Source organism: Streptomyces uncialis, from assembly GCF_036250755.1.
GTDB classification, from domain to species: Bacteria; Actinomycetota; Actinomycetes; order Streptomycetales; family Streptomycetaceae; genus Streptomyces; species Streptomyces uncialis.
In genome coordinates, this window is the sequence record NZ_CP109583.1 from 848,428 (window position 1) to 862,991 (window position 14,564).

Genomic DNA, 14,564 nt, shown 5'->3' on the forward strand with positions numbered 1-14,564 from the left:
GGATCTTCCAGGTGCCGCCGCCCGATGTACTTGAGGCGGTCGGCACAGGAAGGACCCGCATGCGCGCCCCCACGAGACGACGTCTGCTCACCTCCGCCGCGTCGGCGGCCTCGGCGGCCGGCCTGGCCGCGGCCCCCGTGCGGGCCGCGGAGCGGAAGCCCGTAGGCACCGTTGATCCGATGGACGCCCTGCGGGCGCTGCCAGGCCTGCGTGTCATCGAGGAACGGCCGGGCGCCGAGCCCGGCTACCGCTTCTTCGTGCTCGGGCTGCGCCAGCCGGTCGACCACGGCGCGCCCGGGGCCGGGACCTTCGAGCAGCGGCTGACCCTGCTCCATACCGCCGCCCACCGCCCGACCGTCCTGTTCAGCACGGGATACGAAGTGCCGCTCGTGCCACGGCGGACCGAACCGGCTGTCCTGCTCGGCGGCAATCAGATCGGTGTGGAGCACCGCTTCTTCGGCACCTCGCGTCCGGCGGCTCCCGGTTTCGAGACGTTGACGATCCGGCAGGCCGCCGCGGATCATCACCGTGTGGTGCGCCTCTTCCGCCGCCTTTACCCGGGTGCGTGGATCTCCACCGGCGGCAGCAAGGGCGGTACGGCCAGCGTGTACCACCGCCGCTTCCACCCGCACGACGTGGACGGGACCGTCGCCTACTCCGCCCCGAACAATGTCGACGACCGCGAGGACTCCGCCTATGTGCGGTTCCTGGAGCATGTGGGCACCGCCGCAGCCCGTGACGCGCTCAGGACGGTCCAGCGGGAGATGCTGCTGCGCCGCGGCCACCTGGTCGCCCGCTACGAGACCTGGGCCGCCGCCACCGGCGACACCTTCCGCGTCATCGGCAGCGCCGACAAGGCACTGGAGACCGCGGTGCTACGGGTGCCGTTCATGTTCTGGCAGCGCCACACCGCCGAGGACGCCGCGGGCGTCCCGGGCCCCGACGCCTCCACCGACGCGCTGTACGCATGGCTGGAGCGGACCGCCGCCCTGCCCGCCTACGCGGACTCCACGGCGAGGGACTTCATCCCCTACTGGTACCAACTCGGCACACAGCTCGGCTATCTCGACGTACCCACCGCCCATCTGGACGGACTGCTGCGCTACCCGGACGCCGTCGAGCCCCGCAGTTTCGTGCCGCGGGACATCCCGATGCGGTTCGACACCGAGGCCATGCCCGACATCGACAGCTGGGTGCGGCGGCGCGCCTCCCGGCTGCTCTTCGTCAACGGCACCCAGGACCCTTCCGTCGCGGAGCCCTTCCGGACCGGCCGGGGCGACGCGCGCGTGCTGTGGGTGCCGGGCGGCAACCACCACGTCACGATCGCGGATCTGTCGCCCGGCGACCGCGCGGAGGCCGTCACCGCACTGCGCCGGTGGGGCGCGGGCGGGCGAGGCCGGGGTTCGCGGGACGAGTGAACCTGGCCGGACGGACGCCGAAGGCGACCACGACACACGGGGTCACGGAACCCTCGTGGGCGCGGAGTCACCGGCGGCCGGCACACGGATGCGGGGGTGGTCCGGAGGCGGGTGCCTTCCGGACCACCCCCGGTGGGGGCCACGGGGTGCCGTGGGGGGATCGGCGACCGCGTGGCTCGGGGTGGTGGCTGATGCGCTCCGCCGGGTGCGGGCTACTCGGCGAAGACCTGGGTGTTCTGACTGGCCGTCAGGACCCAGCGACCGTCCTCCTTGGACATCACATGGAGCGGGGTGCCCTCACCTTCGCTCTCGATGAGCTCGCCGTCCGGGGTGACGTACCGCTGGCGGACCTTGACCGCGGCGACATCGGGGCGGACGAACAGGATGTGCACCACCTCATAGGTACCCAATCCGTGCTTCGACGAGCCGGGAAGCACTTTGCGGGTGAACTCCGCGATCTCGTCCCGTCCGATGAGCCGTTTGCCGTGGCCCGTCGTCCAGATCGCGTCATGGCGGAACAAGGCAGCGAATCTGTCGGGGAGTTCGTTGCGCTGCGCGTACTGGATCTCGGCGACGACCTGCTCGATCGCCTCGGTCTCGGCCGCGCGGGTCCTGTCGTCCATGCTCGTCGCGTTCATGGGAGCAGCATCCGGCCTCAACCATGATTGAGGTCAAGCGCTGTTCCCCGGTGGCCGCGAAGGACGCCCGATGGCGGTCCGGCCGTGCTGCCGGGACGGCCGGACCGCCCGCTTCGGGGGCGCGTCAGTCGTCGTCCTCACCCGGCGCGCCGTCCTCGGGCGGGGTCGTGGTGCCGTCCTGCGGGGGCGCTGGGTCGGTGGGCGGCTGCTGGCCACTGCCGCCGTCGCCGAGGGTCGCGCCGAAGGCGGTCAGCGCGGTGGTGACGGGCTGGAAGAAGGTGATGCCGCCGCCCGCGCAGTCGCCGCTGCCGCCGGAGGTCAGACCGACGGCTCCGCCGTCACGGGTGAACAACGGGCCGCCGCTGTCGCCGGGTTCGGCACACACATCGGTCTGCACGAGTCCGCTGACGGTGCCCTCGGCGTAGTTGACGGTGGCGTTCAGACCGGTGACCCGCCCCTCGTGCAGCCCGGTGGTGCTGCCCATCCGGGAGACCTCCTGGCCGACGGTCGCGTCGAGAGCCTGGCGGATCGCGACGGTCCGGCCCTGGCCCACGGCGACCACGCTCGGCGCCTGGGCCGCCGGGTCGTCGTACGACGCGACGGCGAGGTCCCCGGAGCCGGGGAAGGTCGCCTCCTGGATCGTGCCGAGCGGGGTGCCGTTGGCCTCGGTCCAGCGGGCGGTGGCGACCCCGCAGTGGCCCGCGGTGAGGAAGCCGGGGGCGCCGTCGCGGGTGGTGACGTTGAAGCCGAGTGAACAGCGCGCGCCGCCGCCGAGGATGGCGTCACCGCCCGAGGCGAAGGGGGTGAACTCACCGGCGGCCCGTTCGATCCGGGCCATGTCCGCGCCGAGTCCGGCGACGGTGGCCTTCAGCCGGTCCCAGTCGGCGCCCTTGACGGTCCGGTCGGCGGTGACCCGGATCTCGTTGGTGACGGGGTCGACGGCCCAGGACGTTCCCGGGATGGTGGCCTCGGCCTTGAGGGTGCTGGAGGCGGCCTTCAGTTCGGTGACGCTGTGCTCGACGCTGCGGACGACGGCTCCGGCCGCGCGGACCTGGTCCGCGGCCGTGTCGTCGTTACCGGCGACATTCACGACGACACGCCGCTCGTCGCTGTCGTAGTAGGCGCCGCCGAAGTTCTGGCCCAGCCGGTCGGCGAGCCGCGCGGAGAGTTCGGAGGCGGCCGGCGGGGTGAACTGCCGCAGGGCCGGGGTGTCCGGGCCGCTCTGCGTCGCACCGGCGTTCGGCAGGAGGACGGCCGCGGTGCCGAGGGCGACGACAGCGGCGCCCGCCACAGCCGCCTTGCGCTTGGGTATGCGTTGGTGTTTCAACGGGGTGACCTCCTGGGGAGCGGTGCCGCCCGTGGCGGCGAGCCGTGGAGCGGCCGAACGGCGTTGAGTACGGGCGAGCCGCGCCCCGCGTTCAGACCACCGCGCGTCGCTCCGGGGCGGCTGGCCGAAACCCGTCTCCCCCGCACCTCGTTGACCTGCGGTCCCGTCGAGCGGCCCACGGACGGGCGGCTTCCGTCCGACGGGAATTCACCGGACCGCCATCGACGGCCGTACGCGCTACGGCACAGAACTCCGCGCCGTTCCGGGCATGTTCGCGCCCCACCGGTACGACGCGGGGAACAGGCGCACCGGGCGGTCGGTGGCCGCTCACACCCGGGTGCCGACGGCTATCCGCCCGTTCCCGGACAGCCGGACCAGGGCCCGCAGGACGATGGCGAGCCGGGCCTCGTCCAGTTCCTGGACCCTGGACAGGGCGGTCTGATGGGAACCGGCCATGGACAGCACGAAGCCGAGGAACACCCGCTCGGCGGCGGACAGTTCCAGGACGTACAGCTGGCGGGCGAGCGCGGACCAGTCGCAGCGGAGCCCGGTGGCCGTGTCCTCCCTGACGAGGACGAGCCGTATGTCGTCCCGGCCGAGGAGCCCGGCCTCCTCGGTCAGCGCGCTGACGGCGGCCTGGTCGCGGGCGGTGACGGCCCAGCGCCGGAGCCGTTGCGGCAGCGCGGGCGGCGGGGCCGCGCCGCCGGGGTCGGACGAGGTGAGGTCGGTGTCTCTGCTGATGGGCATGCGGGGCCTCCGCGGGGGCGCGGCCACCCTGGACGGTCGCCCCGGCGGCCCCGGGGGCGGTTGCGCCGCCCCCGGGGCCCGGCCGGGGCGGTCGGACCCGGGTGGGCAGGTTCGCCGGTACGTTCCGGTTTCACCTGCTCATACGCTCCCGGCCGCCGCTTGGTTCAGCCTGTGACGGTTCACACGCCGAGCGGCCGAACGCACGAACGGGCGCACCCCGGCGCACGACGCGGCGCACGCCCCGGCACACGGTCGCCGCCGGACGGGCCGGGGATCATCCCCGTACGGCTTCCAGTTCGGTGACGACGAACTCCTCCGCCGCGGCCTTGGCGACCCCCGCGGCGGAGAGCACGCCCCGGCCGTCCTCGAACTCCAGCAGGGCGAGCAGGAGATGCTCGGTGCCGACGTAGTTGTGACCGAGCCGCAGCGCCTCACGGAAGGTCAGTTCCAGCGCCTTCTTCGCCCCGGCGTCGTACGGCACCAGGTCCGGTACGTCCTCGGCCGCGGGCGGCAGGGCGGCCCTGGCGGCCTCCTTGAGGGCGTCGAGGCCGACGCCCTGCGCGGTGATCGCGCGGGTTCCGAGGGATCGCGGTTCGGTGATCAGCCCCAGGATCAGATGGACGGTGCCGACCTGGTCGTTGTCGGCGGCCCTGGCGTCGTTGTGGGCGACCGTGACGACATTGCGCGCGGGGACGGTGAAGCGGCTGAAGCCCTGACCGGGGTCCAGGGCCGGGGGCTCCCCCGGATTCTTGGGCACGAACCGCTTCTGGGCGGCCTGGCGGGTGACCCCCATGCTCCTGCCGATGTCGCTCCAGGACGCTCCGCCCCGGCGGGCCTGGTCCACGAAGTGGCCGATCAAATGGTCGGCCACCTCACCGAGATGGTCAGCGGCGACTACCGCGCTGGTGAGCTGTTCGAGGGTGTCGGGATGCGCGGTCTTGATGGCGTCGATCAGATCGTCGAGGCGGACGGGTGGCTTGATGTGCTGCGCTTCGGTCATGAGGCAACCCTAGGTTGACACTCCAGCTGCCGTCAACCCGAGGTTGACACCTTTCGGCCTTCATCCCCACAGCGCCGATCCGGCCGCCGCGCCCGCGAACGCCGCCCCCACCCCGGCGGCCACACTGCCCACCGCGTTCAGGGCCGCGCGGACCCCGGCGCCCTCCTCCGCCAGCCTCAGCGTCTCGTAGGAGAAGGTCGAGTACGTGGTGAGCGCCCCGCACAGACCGGTGCCGAGCAGCAGATACGTCCGCGAACCGACCGCCCCGGCCAGCACCGCGCCCGTCAGCACCCCGAGCATCAGACAGCCCGCCACGTTGACCACGAAGGTGCCCCAGGGGAACAGCGAGTCGTGCCGGGTGCGGACCGCGCGGTCCGTGAGGTACCGCGACGGCGCGCCGACCGCCGCCCCCACGATCACCAGCAGCCAGTCCACGGTGGCGCTGCCCGGGGTCATCCGGCCCTCCGGCGCAGCGTCCGGCGGGTGACCCGGGCCGCCGCCCAGACCGCTGCCAACGCGACGACCGGGGTGAGGACGAGCGCCCAGACGGCCGGACCCGGCCGTCCGTGGTGGACGAGCTGCCGCACATCGAGGGCGTAGGCCGAGAAGGTGGTGAACCCGCCGAGCACGCCCGTACCCAGGAACGGCCGGAGCAGCGTATGCGGGGCCCGGGCGGCGGCGAGCGCGGCCATGAGCACCCCGATCAGGGCGCATCCGACCGCGTTGACACCCAACGTGGTCCAGGGGAAGTCCCCTTCGGTGGTCGGCCACAGCAGCACCGCCCCGTACCGGGCGCTCGCCCCGAGCGCCCCGCCGACCGCCACGGCCCCGAGCACGGGCCACTGCCCGTCCGGCGCCCGTCCGGCGCCGCCGGGCACATCGGGGTCGACCGGTTCGCGGGGTCTTGCGGAAGCCGGTGCGGGCGGCCCACCCGGCGGCGGCACGGGCGGCTCGGTCACGGTCGGGTCCTCCCCCACAGGTACGGGGACCCGCGCGCGGTCAGCGTAGAACGACGTGCCCACCCGGGCGGACCCGGGTGGGCACGTGGTCGCGGCGGAGGTCCCGGAGGTCAGCTCTCGCCGTCCGGCGCGGGTACCCGGCCGGGTTCCTGCGGTTTCGCGTCGGCCTCCGTCAGGAACGGGCTGATGAGGAAGCGGTAGGCCGCGGCCCCCAGCACACCGCCGACGAGCGGTCCGACGATCGGCACCCAGAAGTAGATGTTGCCGTATTGATCTCGCCATGCGTCGTGATAGCCGGTGATGTAGCTGGCGAACCGGGGGCCGAGGTCACGGGCCGGGTTGATGGCGTAGCCCGCGTCGGTGCCCCACGCCATCCCGATGGCGACCACCAGCAGACCGATGATCAGCGGTCCGAGGTTGGCGCCCGGCGGTGTGTTGAGGAGGTCGGTCACCGCGAAGATGACGAACAGGAGGATCGCCGTACCGATGATCTGGTCCCGCAGGGCCCCCCACTCACTGATCGGGAGGCTGCCGTTGCCGGGCAGGGTCGAGAAGACGATCTGGGTCTTGAAGGTGTGCCCCGGGTCCGCCATGGCCAGGACTTCGCTGTAGTTCCAGCGGACGAGCAGCGCGGCGAGAAAGGCACCCAGTGTCTGCGCGAGCGCGTACGGGAGCACCTTGCGCCACGAGAAGCCCTTGAACACCGCGAGCGCCAGCGTCACCGCGGGGTTGATGTGGGCGCCGCTGATCCGGGCCGCCACGTACACACCGAGTGTCACGCCGAGGCCCCAGGCCCAGGCGATGCTGTCGTGGTCACCGATACCGGCGGCGACCACCTGCGCGACCACTCCGCATCCGAAGAGGATGAGGATGAAGGTTCCGGCGAACTCGGCCGAGAGCTCCCCGGCCATACTGTTCCGCCACCCACGTTTCGTCATGAGTACCGGCCTCCTGACCTTGGGATTCGGCTGCCCTCCGACGATATGCACGAAAGGTCGCCTTTGACGCCTGGAAGGGCGTGAAGTGAGGCCATTCGGGGCGCGATCCGGCACACGGCACAGCTGTTCGGGACCGGGGTACGGGGGCGATGCCGGGCCCGGGGCCGCGCGGCCCCGGGCAGTGGAGCGCGGCAGGGGCCGGGCCGCGACCGAAGCGCGGGTCGACGGCGACCGCGGACGGGCACCCGGGGGCGGGAACGCGCGGGGGCGGGGCGGGGGCATTGCGAGCGGGAAGGCGGAGCCGGGGCCCGGCCCCTCGCCGCGCGCGACGCCCATCGCGGCGCCCCGGCCGGCCGTGGGTCCGTCACGCCGACTTGTCGGTCCGGGTGTTCCGTTTCGTGGTGGACGCGGACGCCGACTTCTTCGCCGACTTCTTCGCGGTGCTCGCCGGACTCCGGACCTTCTTCGCCGCACCCTTGGCCGCACCCGACTTCTTCGCGGGCGCCTTCTCAGCAGCCGCCTTCTTCGTGGGTGCTTTCTTGGCGGCGGCCTTCTTCGCGGGTGCCTTCTTGGCGGCGGCCTTCTTCGACGTACCCCGAGCGGCCCCGTCCCCCGTCGCGCCCTTCGCGCTGCCTCGCCGGGCCGACCTGCGGGGCAGTTCATGGACGGTGGCCTCGCGGCCCGCGGGGGCCTCCTCGCCATGGGTCCGTTCGAGGGACTGCCGCAGGGCCGACATCAGATCGAGCACCTCGCCGCCGGGCTCCTCGTCCGGCACGGCCTCGGGCGGTGCGGTGCCGGAGGACTTCGCGGCGATGACCTGTTCCAGCGCTTCGCGGTACTCGTCCTTGAACGCCGAGGGCTCGGTCGCGGGCATGCTGTCGACCAGGGTGACGGCGGCCTCGATCTCCCGTTCGCCGACCTCGACGTCACCGGGCACCAGCGCGTCGGGGGACCGCACCTCGTCGGGCCACTTCATGGCGTGCAGCACCAGGACATCGTCCTTCACCCGCAGCAGCCCGAGCCGTTCCCGGCCGTGCCAGGCGAACTTGGCGACGGCGACCTTGGCATTGCGTTCGAGCGCCTTGCGCAGCAGGACGTACGGCTTCGCCGCGACCTGTCCGGCGCCCTCCAGGTAGTAGCCCTCACCGATCCGGATCGGGTCGATGCTCGCGGCGGGCACGAACCCGGAGATCTCGATGGCCTTCGCGGTGGGCAGCGGGATGGCGTCGAGCTCGTCCTCGGTGATCTCGATCGTGTCGCCGTCGGGGGTCTGGAAACCCCGGCCGATCTCGTCCACGGAGAGGGTCCGGCCGTCCGTCTCGCACACCTTCTTGACCCGGACCCGGGCCATGTCCGTGCGGTGGTACTGATGGAAGGAGATGCTGTGGTTCTCGGTGGCGGGCACCACCTTGACCGGGATCGTGACCAGGCCGAAGGTGATGGCCCCCGACCATACGGGACGCGGCATGACGGACCTCCCGATCCCCTGGGACTGCCGTCAGCCTAGGTCGGCGCACCGGGCCCGGCACCCCGGGGCGGAGGTACGGCGCCCCCTGGACGACGGGTCCGGTCACCGTCCCCGTCCGGGCGGCCCCGCCAGTTCGACCGCCCGGGCGCCCGCGTGGCCGATCGGGTCGGGGAAGAGCCCCAGTCCATGGGCGACCAGAGCGCCCTCGTGGAGCAGCATCACCGAGCGGGCCACCGCGTCGGCCCGCCGTCCCGTTCCGGCGCCGCCGCCCTCGTGGACCAGCCGGGTGAAGAGATCCAGCATCCAGCGCTTCTGACCGCTGATCACGGCGAGCGCCGGATGCCCGGGGTCGCTGATCTCGGCGCGCGCGTTGACCATGCCGCAGCCGCGCGGGCTGTGCTCGGTCATCCAGGCGGCGGACGCGTCGAAGACGGTCCGCAGCCGGTCGGCGGGCGCGGCGGCGCCGAGCCGGTCCAGAAGGTAGGCGCGCCAGCGTTCGTCCCGGTCGGCGAGGTACTCCACGACGAGCTGGTCCTTGGAGCCGAAGCGGTCGTACAGGGTCTTCTTGGTGACTCCGGCCTCGGCCGCGATGAGGTCGACGCCGACCGCGTGGATGCCCCGGTCGTAGAAGAGGCGCTCGGCCGCGGCCAGTACGCGGCGCCCGGCGGGCGTCATGGCGACCCGGCGGAGTCCGGCCGCCGGAGCCTCCGGACCACCCGCGCCTGGCGGACCACCCGAGCCGGTCGAGCCGCTGTCGTGGTCCCTACCCCTACCACTGCCACTGCCACTGCCACTGCCACTGCCACTGCCACTGCCACTGCCACGGTCGCTGTCGCTGTCGCTGTCGCTGTCACGGTCCGAAGAAGTACTCACCTCCCCATAGTAGACCGATCTGTATAGTGAGCCGGGTGCCGAGGTAAACAGATCGGTATACCCGGAACGGAGACGGCCCACGGGTGATCGGGTCGTGGGAGGTGAGGAACCGTGAACGTCCTGCTCTCGGCGGCATTGGTGGTGTGCTGGAGTTCCGGGTTCATCGGGGCGAAGCTCGGGGCGGGGACCGCTCCCGTGCTGACGGTGCTGATGTGGCGGTTCGTGCCGCTGGCCCTGCTGCTGTTCGCGTTCGCCGCGCTGCGGGCGCGGGGCGCCTGGCGCGGACTGACCGCGCGGGAGGCCGCCCGCGAGATCGTGATCGGCGCGCTGTCCCAGAGCGGGTACGTCCTGGCGGTGTACTACGCCATCCAGCTGGGCGTCTCCAGCGGGACGACGGCGCTGATCGACGGCATCCAGCCACTGGTCGCCGGAGCGCTGGCCGGACCGCTGCTGCGGGAGTACGTGTCGGGGCGGCAGTGGGCGGGACTGTGCCTGGGGGTCGCGGGTGCGGGGCTGGTGGCCGCGGCCGACGCGGCGGGGACCACGGCGCCGTGGTGGGCGTACGCGATACCGGTGCTCGGCATGCTGTCCCTGGTGGCGGCGACCGTGCTGGAGGCCCGCTCCCCCACCCGGGTCGCCCCGGCGGTGTCGATGACGCTGCACACCGGGACCAGCGCGGTGCTCTGCGCGGCGGCGGCGCTCGTGAGCGGTTCCGCCGTCCCGCCGGCCGACCCGGACTTCTGGGCGGCGACGCTCTGGCTCGCGGCCGTCGCGACACTCGGCGCGTACGGGCTGTACTGGCTGATGCTGCGGCGGGTGGGTGTCACCCGGGTCAACACCCTGATGTTCCTGATGGCTCCGGTGACGGTCGTATGGGGCGCCCTCGCGTTCGGTGAGCCGCTGGGCCCCTGGACGGTGGCGGGGCTGGCCGTCGGACTGATCGCCGTGGCCGTGGTCCAGTACGGCGCGCCCCCGCCGCGACCGGCGGCGGTGGCCCCGCGTCGGCATCGGGGCGGACGCGCGACGGGGACCCGTGTCCCGGGCCGGGGGTGAACGGGTCCCCGGGGCGGCTCAGCCCCGCGGCCGGGCGGCCGACAGCAGGTAGCCCGCCATATGGACCGGGGTGGTCGCCTTGCGGTCCATGTCGTGCGTGAGGTGCGCGGTCTCCTTCCTGAGGTCGACGGACCGGCCCTGGTCGTTGCTGTCGGTGGTGACGGACGCGGCCGCCGCCTGGGCGGTGGCCGCGCCGCACATCATCAGCGCGCCGGCGGTGGCGGCGAGCGTGGCGTGACGGAGGTTCACTGGCTGGTCTCCCGGATCGTGTCGTCGGTCGGATACGCGCCTTGTCAACGAAAGACGCGCCCGTTCGTGGCGGTCCGGGGCCACGCGGTTCAGTCCGGCACCGCGCCGGGGACGATCACGGTGAGATAGGTGCCGGTGAGACGGAAACCGAGGGTCTCGTAGCGGCGGCGCGCCGGATTGCCGTCGGTCACCGCGAGTTCGAGGGAGTCCAGCCCCCGCGCGGCGGCGTCCGCGAGCACATGCCGCAGCAGCGCGTCGCCCACCCCGGCGTAGCGGGGACCGGGCTCCCGGAACACGTCCGCGATCCATGGCTGGCCCTCGCGGTCCGTGACGATGACGCCCGCGACCACCCGGTCGCCGCCGTCCACGGCGAGCGCGCTGCACGGCAGCACCGGCCCGAGCACCCGTCCGCCGAGCAGCGGCGCCAGCCGTTCCCGGAACGCCTCCTCGTCCCCGCCCGGATGGTGGTCGGGGTGTCCCGGGCCGAACGCGGCACGCCAGGCGGGCAGCAGCGCGCGCGGGTCCCGGTCGTACGGCACCACCGACGGCGGGCCGTCCGGGCCCGCCGGGAAAGGGGCCAAGGGTGGCAGATCCCCCGTCAGCTCGCGGCGCATCCCGTGGGCGTGCCGCAGCACCCGCGCGCCCTCGGCGAGCAGCGCCCGCCCCAGTTCCACCCCGCCGGACACGGCCCAGCCGGGCATACCGGCCAGCACCGCCGGTACGGCGCCGGGGCCGGTCACCTCCGCGAGATCCGCGCAGGGGAGCCCCGCGCGTTCACCCCTGACATAGGTCATCACCGGTATGCCGTCGGCACCGGTGAGCACCTGCCGTTCGTCGTCTTTCCACGTCACTCGTCGTATCCGTCCCTCGTCCGACCGGTCGCGTCGCATGGTGCGGTGCGGTGCACGCGGTCCGCAACGCGATTTCCCGGCACGTGTCACATGGCCGGACGTGACCTTCGTACGGGTGTCCGACGCCTGCGCTGGACCGGGACGGCGGCCGGGCCGGGCGGACGCGGAGTGCCCCGCCGTCCGGGGGACGGCGGGGCACCGGTACGGCTGTCAGGGGCGTCAGTCGCTGGCGCCGCGCCGCTTGCGGGTGGCGATCAGGATGCCGCCGCCGGCCAGCACGACGAGCGCCGCGGCACCGGCGATCACCGGGGTCGCGCTGGAGCCGCCGGTCGCGGCCAGGTCCTCGTCCGACGGCGCCGTGCTGGACGCCGGGGTGGGCACGGCCGGGGCCGTGGAACTCCCGCTCGCCGCGGGCTCGGACGGCTCCGGCGAACCGGTCCCGCTCGGCTCGGGCGAACCGGGCTCCGAGGGCTGCGCCGGGCCCGAGGACGGCGGCTCCGACGGCACGGGGGTCTGCGTCGGGGTGCCCGGCCCGGACGGCTCCGGGGTGCCGGACGGTTCGGGTGTCCCCGACGGCTTCGGGGACTCGCACACCGGAGCGGTCTTCGTCTCGTCCACGTCGAACTGGTCGCCGTCGCCCGCCTCGACGACCAGCCGGACCTCCAGCTCCTCGCTGTGGCCGGGCAGCGTCAGCTTGTCCGAGAACGCGGCTCCGAACTTCTTCGTCGGCAGCAGGTCCTTACCGTCGACCGTGATGGTCACCGTGTTGGTGACCTTGTCGTTCTTGTCCTGGTATCCCTTGAGGTCGACGGTCACCTCGGAGCAGGTCACGGACCACACCGGGGTGTGGGCGGACGCCGGGAGGGCGCAGAGGCCGAGCCCGACGAACCCGGCGGCCGCGCCCGCCACGAGGACGCCCGAGCGCTTCCACGCACGGGGTGTTCCCTTCATGAATCCTCCACGAACTGTCGTACTTCCGTACGGGGGGTCTGACAACCAGCGCACAGTACTCCCCCGGTCCCCCTGGTCCGCAGCCGTACCGGGAACCCCGACGCCCACTCGTTACCCGGAGTTGGCACCGGGTCCCTCGACGTCCCACCCGATCCCCTCGCCGTCAGGCCCACTTCACGCCCTGATGGCGAGGCGCACGCCCATTTCGCCTGCGTACACGGGCCGTTCAGCTCGAACGAGCCCGGAACCCCGCCCGTGGCCGGTCAGAGCGGCCGGTACGCGGCGGCGGGCGGGCCGGGGACCTCGACGCGGGCCGTGAAGACGGCGCCGTCGTACGGGCCCGGGTCCGCCAGACCGCCCCTGGCGCTGGTCACATGGAGCGTGTCGCCGTGCAGACAGACCCCGGCGGGCTGGGCGGCGGGCAGCCGCAGCAGATGGCTGCGCACCCCGTCGGGGCGATACCGGTGGACGGTGCCGGTTCCCCACACGGCGACCCACAGCGCGCCCTCGTCGTCCACGGTCATCCCGTCGGGCAGCCCCTCGGAGAACGTCACGAAGAGCTGCGGAGTACCGAGTTCACCGCTCGCCGGGTCGACCGGATAGCGGCGCACCACGCCCTTCACACTGTCGGCGAGGTACATCAGGGTGCCGTCGGCGCTGAACGCGGGGCCGTTGGGGACCGTCAGTCCGGTGACCGCCCGGGTCACCGTGCCGTCCCGGTCCACCCGGTAGAGGGACGAGGCACCCGCCACCGCGTCGTACGCCATGCTGCCCGCCCAGAACCGGCCGTGCGGGTCGGCGCTCCCGTCGTTCATCCGCATCCGCTCGGGCGCGTCGTCCTCGGGCCGCGCCAGCCAGCGGGTCCCGCCGTCCGGACCGAGCAGGCAGATCCCGGTGCCCGCCGCGGCGATCCAGTTCCCCGGACGCCCGGCGACGGGGGCGACCGCGCCCAGCGGCACCCCGGTCCGCAGCACGGTCTCCAGCGGGGCGGCCGGGTCGGCGGGCGCCGCGAGGAGGCGGCCGGTGGGGATGTCGACCAGGACGACCCGGCCGTCGACGGACCGGACGCCCTCGCCCAGTTCGAGTCGGTCGGCGTACCGGGGCATGAGGTCGGTGGCCATGTGCGGGACTCCTGTGGTGGCGGGCGCGGTGGGCGACCGGGGCGTTCCCCGGCGGGGCGGGACACGGGGACGGATCGCGGCCGGCGCGGAACGCGGTCGCGCGCCGGGCCGGACATGATCGATGCACGCTACATGGACGATCGTGGGGGTTGTGCCCGGGGCCGGTCACGGAAGCCAGGCGGCACCAGGGCAGGGGCTACGGGCCACCGGGCGGTCGGGCGGTCGGGCCACCGAAGGTCCGGCGTCGCGCGCGAGGTGAGGGGCTAACCGCCCGCCCGCTCCAGCATCCCCCGGACGAACGCGGCCTGCCCCACATGCTGGAGGTCGTCGCTGAGCACGCTGATCAGCCGGACGCCGAGCGTCACCGCCGGGGACCAGCCCTCGTCCACCACCCGGTCCAGGTCGGTGTCCGCGAGTTCCCGTACGTAGCGCACCGTCCGGTCGTGCACGGCGTCGTGGTAGCCGGTCAGCAGCCGCGCGGACCCGACGCGCATCCGGCCGACCTGACGGGCGGAGTGCCCGTACCCGGTGGCCAGCCGGGCGTACGGCAGCCCGAACCGGGTCACCCAGTCCCCGGTGACCCATTCCTGAGTGGTGCCCGCCGCGTCGGACACATGGTCGTCCTGGACCCGGGTGAGGTGCCAGACGAGCCAGCCGACGCTGTTGGCGTCCGGGTCGACCCGGGCCGTGAGGTCGTCCGGGGTGAGTCCCCCGACGACCGCGTGCACCTCCTCCCGGACCCGCCCGAAGGCGTCCACGAGCAGTTCGGCACTCCGCGCACCCGCCATACCCGGCACTCCTGATCCGTCTCGTCCACGCCCGCGCCGCGCCCCGGCCCGGGCCCGGTCTCCCGTCCGCACCTGCCCCGTCAGGATCGCCGACGCACGTCCCCGTGTCCTGCGGAGCACCCGCGGCGAACCGGACCCGCCGATTCCGACCGGCGGCCCGGTACAGCCGATCCCGGCGGATCA

At 73.4% G+C, this 14,564-nt stretch carries 16 protein-coding genes; 2 read left to right on the forward strand and 14 right to left on the reverse strand.

The genetic code is table 11. From position 1 onward, the window contains the following. Positions 1 to 59 precede the first annotated feature (59 nt). Entirely contained in the window at positions 60 to 1,418 is a 1,359-nt protein-coding gene (locus OG711_RS03145; RefSeq protein ID WP_329558312.1) for a S28 family serine protease, read from the forward strand. A 212-nt stretch (positions 1,419 to 1,630) separates the two neighbouring features. On the opposite strand, the gene OG711_RS03150 is transcribed toward OG711_RS03145, so the two are convergent. From OG711_RS03150 to OG711_RS03190, 9 genes are all read right to left on the reverse strand, one after another. Next, entirely contained in the window at positions 1,631 to 2,056 is a 426-nt protein-coding gene (locus tag OG711_RS03150) for an SgcJ/EcaC family oxidoreductase (RefSeq protein ID WP_329558313.1), read from the reverse strand. A 124-nt stretch (positions 2,057 to 2,180) separates the two neighbouring features. Next, positions 2,181 to 3,383, reverse strand: a complete 1,203-nt coding sequence (locus OG711_RS03155) for a S1 family peptidase (RefSeq protein WP_329558314.1) — start codon at positions 3,381 to 3,383, stop codon at positions 2,181 to 2,183. A gap of 327 nt (positions 3,384 to 3,710) precedes the next feature. After that, a complete protein-coding gene (locus OG711_RS03160; RefSeq protein WP_073786233.1) occupies positions 3,711 to 4,130 on the reverse strand; it encodes a hypothetical protein in 420 nt (139 codons plus the stop codon). A 274-nt stretch (positions 4,131 to 4,404) separates the two neighbouring features. Further along, on the reverse strand, positions 4,405 to 5,130 hold the full coding sequence (locus tag OG711_RS03165) for a Clp protease N-terminal domain-containing protein (RefSeq protein ID WP_073786236.1): 726 nt from the start codon (positions 5,128 to 5,130) through the stop codon (positions 4,405 to 4,407). 60 nt (positions 5,131 to 5,190) lie between these two features. After that, positions 5,191 to 5,565 carry a fluoride efflux transporter CrcB gene (crcB, locus tag OG711_RS03170; protein ID WP_329563584.1) on the reverse strand — a complete coding sequence of 125 codons (375 nt, stop codon included), beginning with the start codon at positions 5,563 to 5,565 and terminating at the stop codon, positions 5,191 to 5,193. Positions 5,566 to 5,582: 17 nt separating this feature from the next. Next, positions 5,583 to 6,089 carry a fluoride efflux transporter CrcB gene (gene crcB, locus OG711_RS03175; RefSeq protein ID WP_405672640.1) on the reverse strand — a complete coding sequence of 169 codons (507 nt, stop codon included), beginning with the start codon at positions 6,087 to 6,089 and terminating at the stop codon, positions 5,583 to 5,585. A gap of 110 nt (positions 6,090 to 6,199) precedes the next feature. Continuing rightward, a complete protein-coding gene (locus tag OG711_RS03180) occupies positions 6,200 to 7,027 on the reverse strand; it encodes an MIP/aquaporin family protein (protein WP_073786237.1) in 828 nt (275 codons plus the stop codon). 364 nt (positions 7,028 to 7,391) lie between these two features. Continuing rightward, positions 7,392 to 8,495 (reverse strand): non-homologous end joining protein Ku, encoded by a 1,104-nt coding sequence (ku, locus tag OG711_RS03185; RefSeq protein WP_329558315.1) that lies wholly within the window; start codon positions 8,493 to 8,495, stop codon positions 7,392 to 7,394. 102 nt (positions 8,496 to 8,597) lie between these two features. Further along, entirely contained in the window at positions 8,598 to 9,170 is a 573-nt protein-coding gene (locus OG711_RS03190) for a TetR/AcrR family transcriptional regulator (protein ID WP_329558316.1), read from the reverse strand. 309 nt (positions 9,171 to 9,479) lie between these two features. On the opposite strand from OG711_RS03190, the gene OG711_RS03195 reads away from it, so the two are divergent. Further along, positions 9,480 to 10,421 carry a DMT family transporter gene (locus OG711_RS03195; RefSeq protein WP_329558317.1) on the forward strand — a complete coding sequence of 314 codons (942 nt, stop codon included), beginning with the start codon at positions 9,480 to 9,482 and terminating at the stop codon, positions 10,419 to 10,421. An 18-nt stretch (positions 10,422 to 10,439) separates the two neighbouring features. Here OG711_RS03195 and OG711_RS03200 read toward each other — a convergent pair whose 3' ends face one another. The 5 genes from OG711_RS03200 to OG711_RS03220 form a co-directional block, all read right to left on the reverse strand. After that, the gene (locus OG711_RS03200) at positions 10,440 to 10,670 is read right to left on the reverse strand and encodes a hypothetical protein (protein ID WP_073786243.1); all 231 of its coding nucleotides are present in this window, start codon (positions 10,668 to 10,670) and stop codon (positions 10,440 to 10,442) included. Positions 10,671 to 10,759: 89 nt separating this feature from the next. Beyond that, complete coding sequence (locus OG711_RS03205; RefSeq protein ID WP_079184482.1) at positions 10,760 to 11,521, reverse strand: GNAT family N-acetyltransferase; 762 nt, start codon at positions 11,519 to 11,521, stop codon at positions 10,760 to 10,762. A 219-nt stretch (positions 11,522 to 11,740) separates the two neighbouring features. Continuing rightward, on the reverse strand, positions 11,741 to 12,472 hold the full coding sequence (locus OG711_RS03210) for an LAETG motif-containing sortase-dependent surface protein (RefSeq protein ID WP_329558318.1): 732 nt from the start codon (positions 12,470 to 12,472) through the stop codon (positions 11,741 to 11,743). Between the two features lie 263 nt (positions 12,473 to 12,735). After that, on the reverse strand, positions 12,736 to 13,593 hold the full coding sequence (locus OG711_RS03215) for an SMP-30/gluconolactonase/LRE family protein (protein ID WP_329558319.1): 858 nt from the start codon (positions 13,591 to 13,593) through the stop codon (positions 12,736 to 12,738). Between the two features lie 263 nt (positions 13,594 to 13,856). Continuing rightward, complete coding sequence (locus OG711_RS03220; protein ID WP_266505099.1) at positions 13,857 to 14,381, reverse strand: mycothiol transferase; 525 nt, start codon at positions 14,379 to 14,381, stop codon at positions 13,857 to 13,859. Between the last annotated feature and the right edge of the window lie 183 nt (positions 14,382 to 14,564).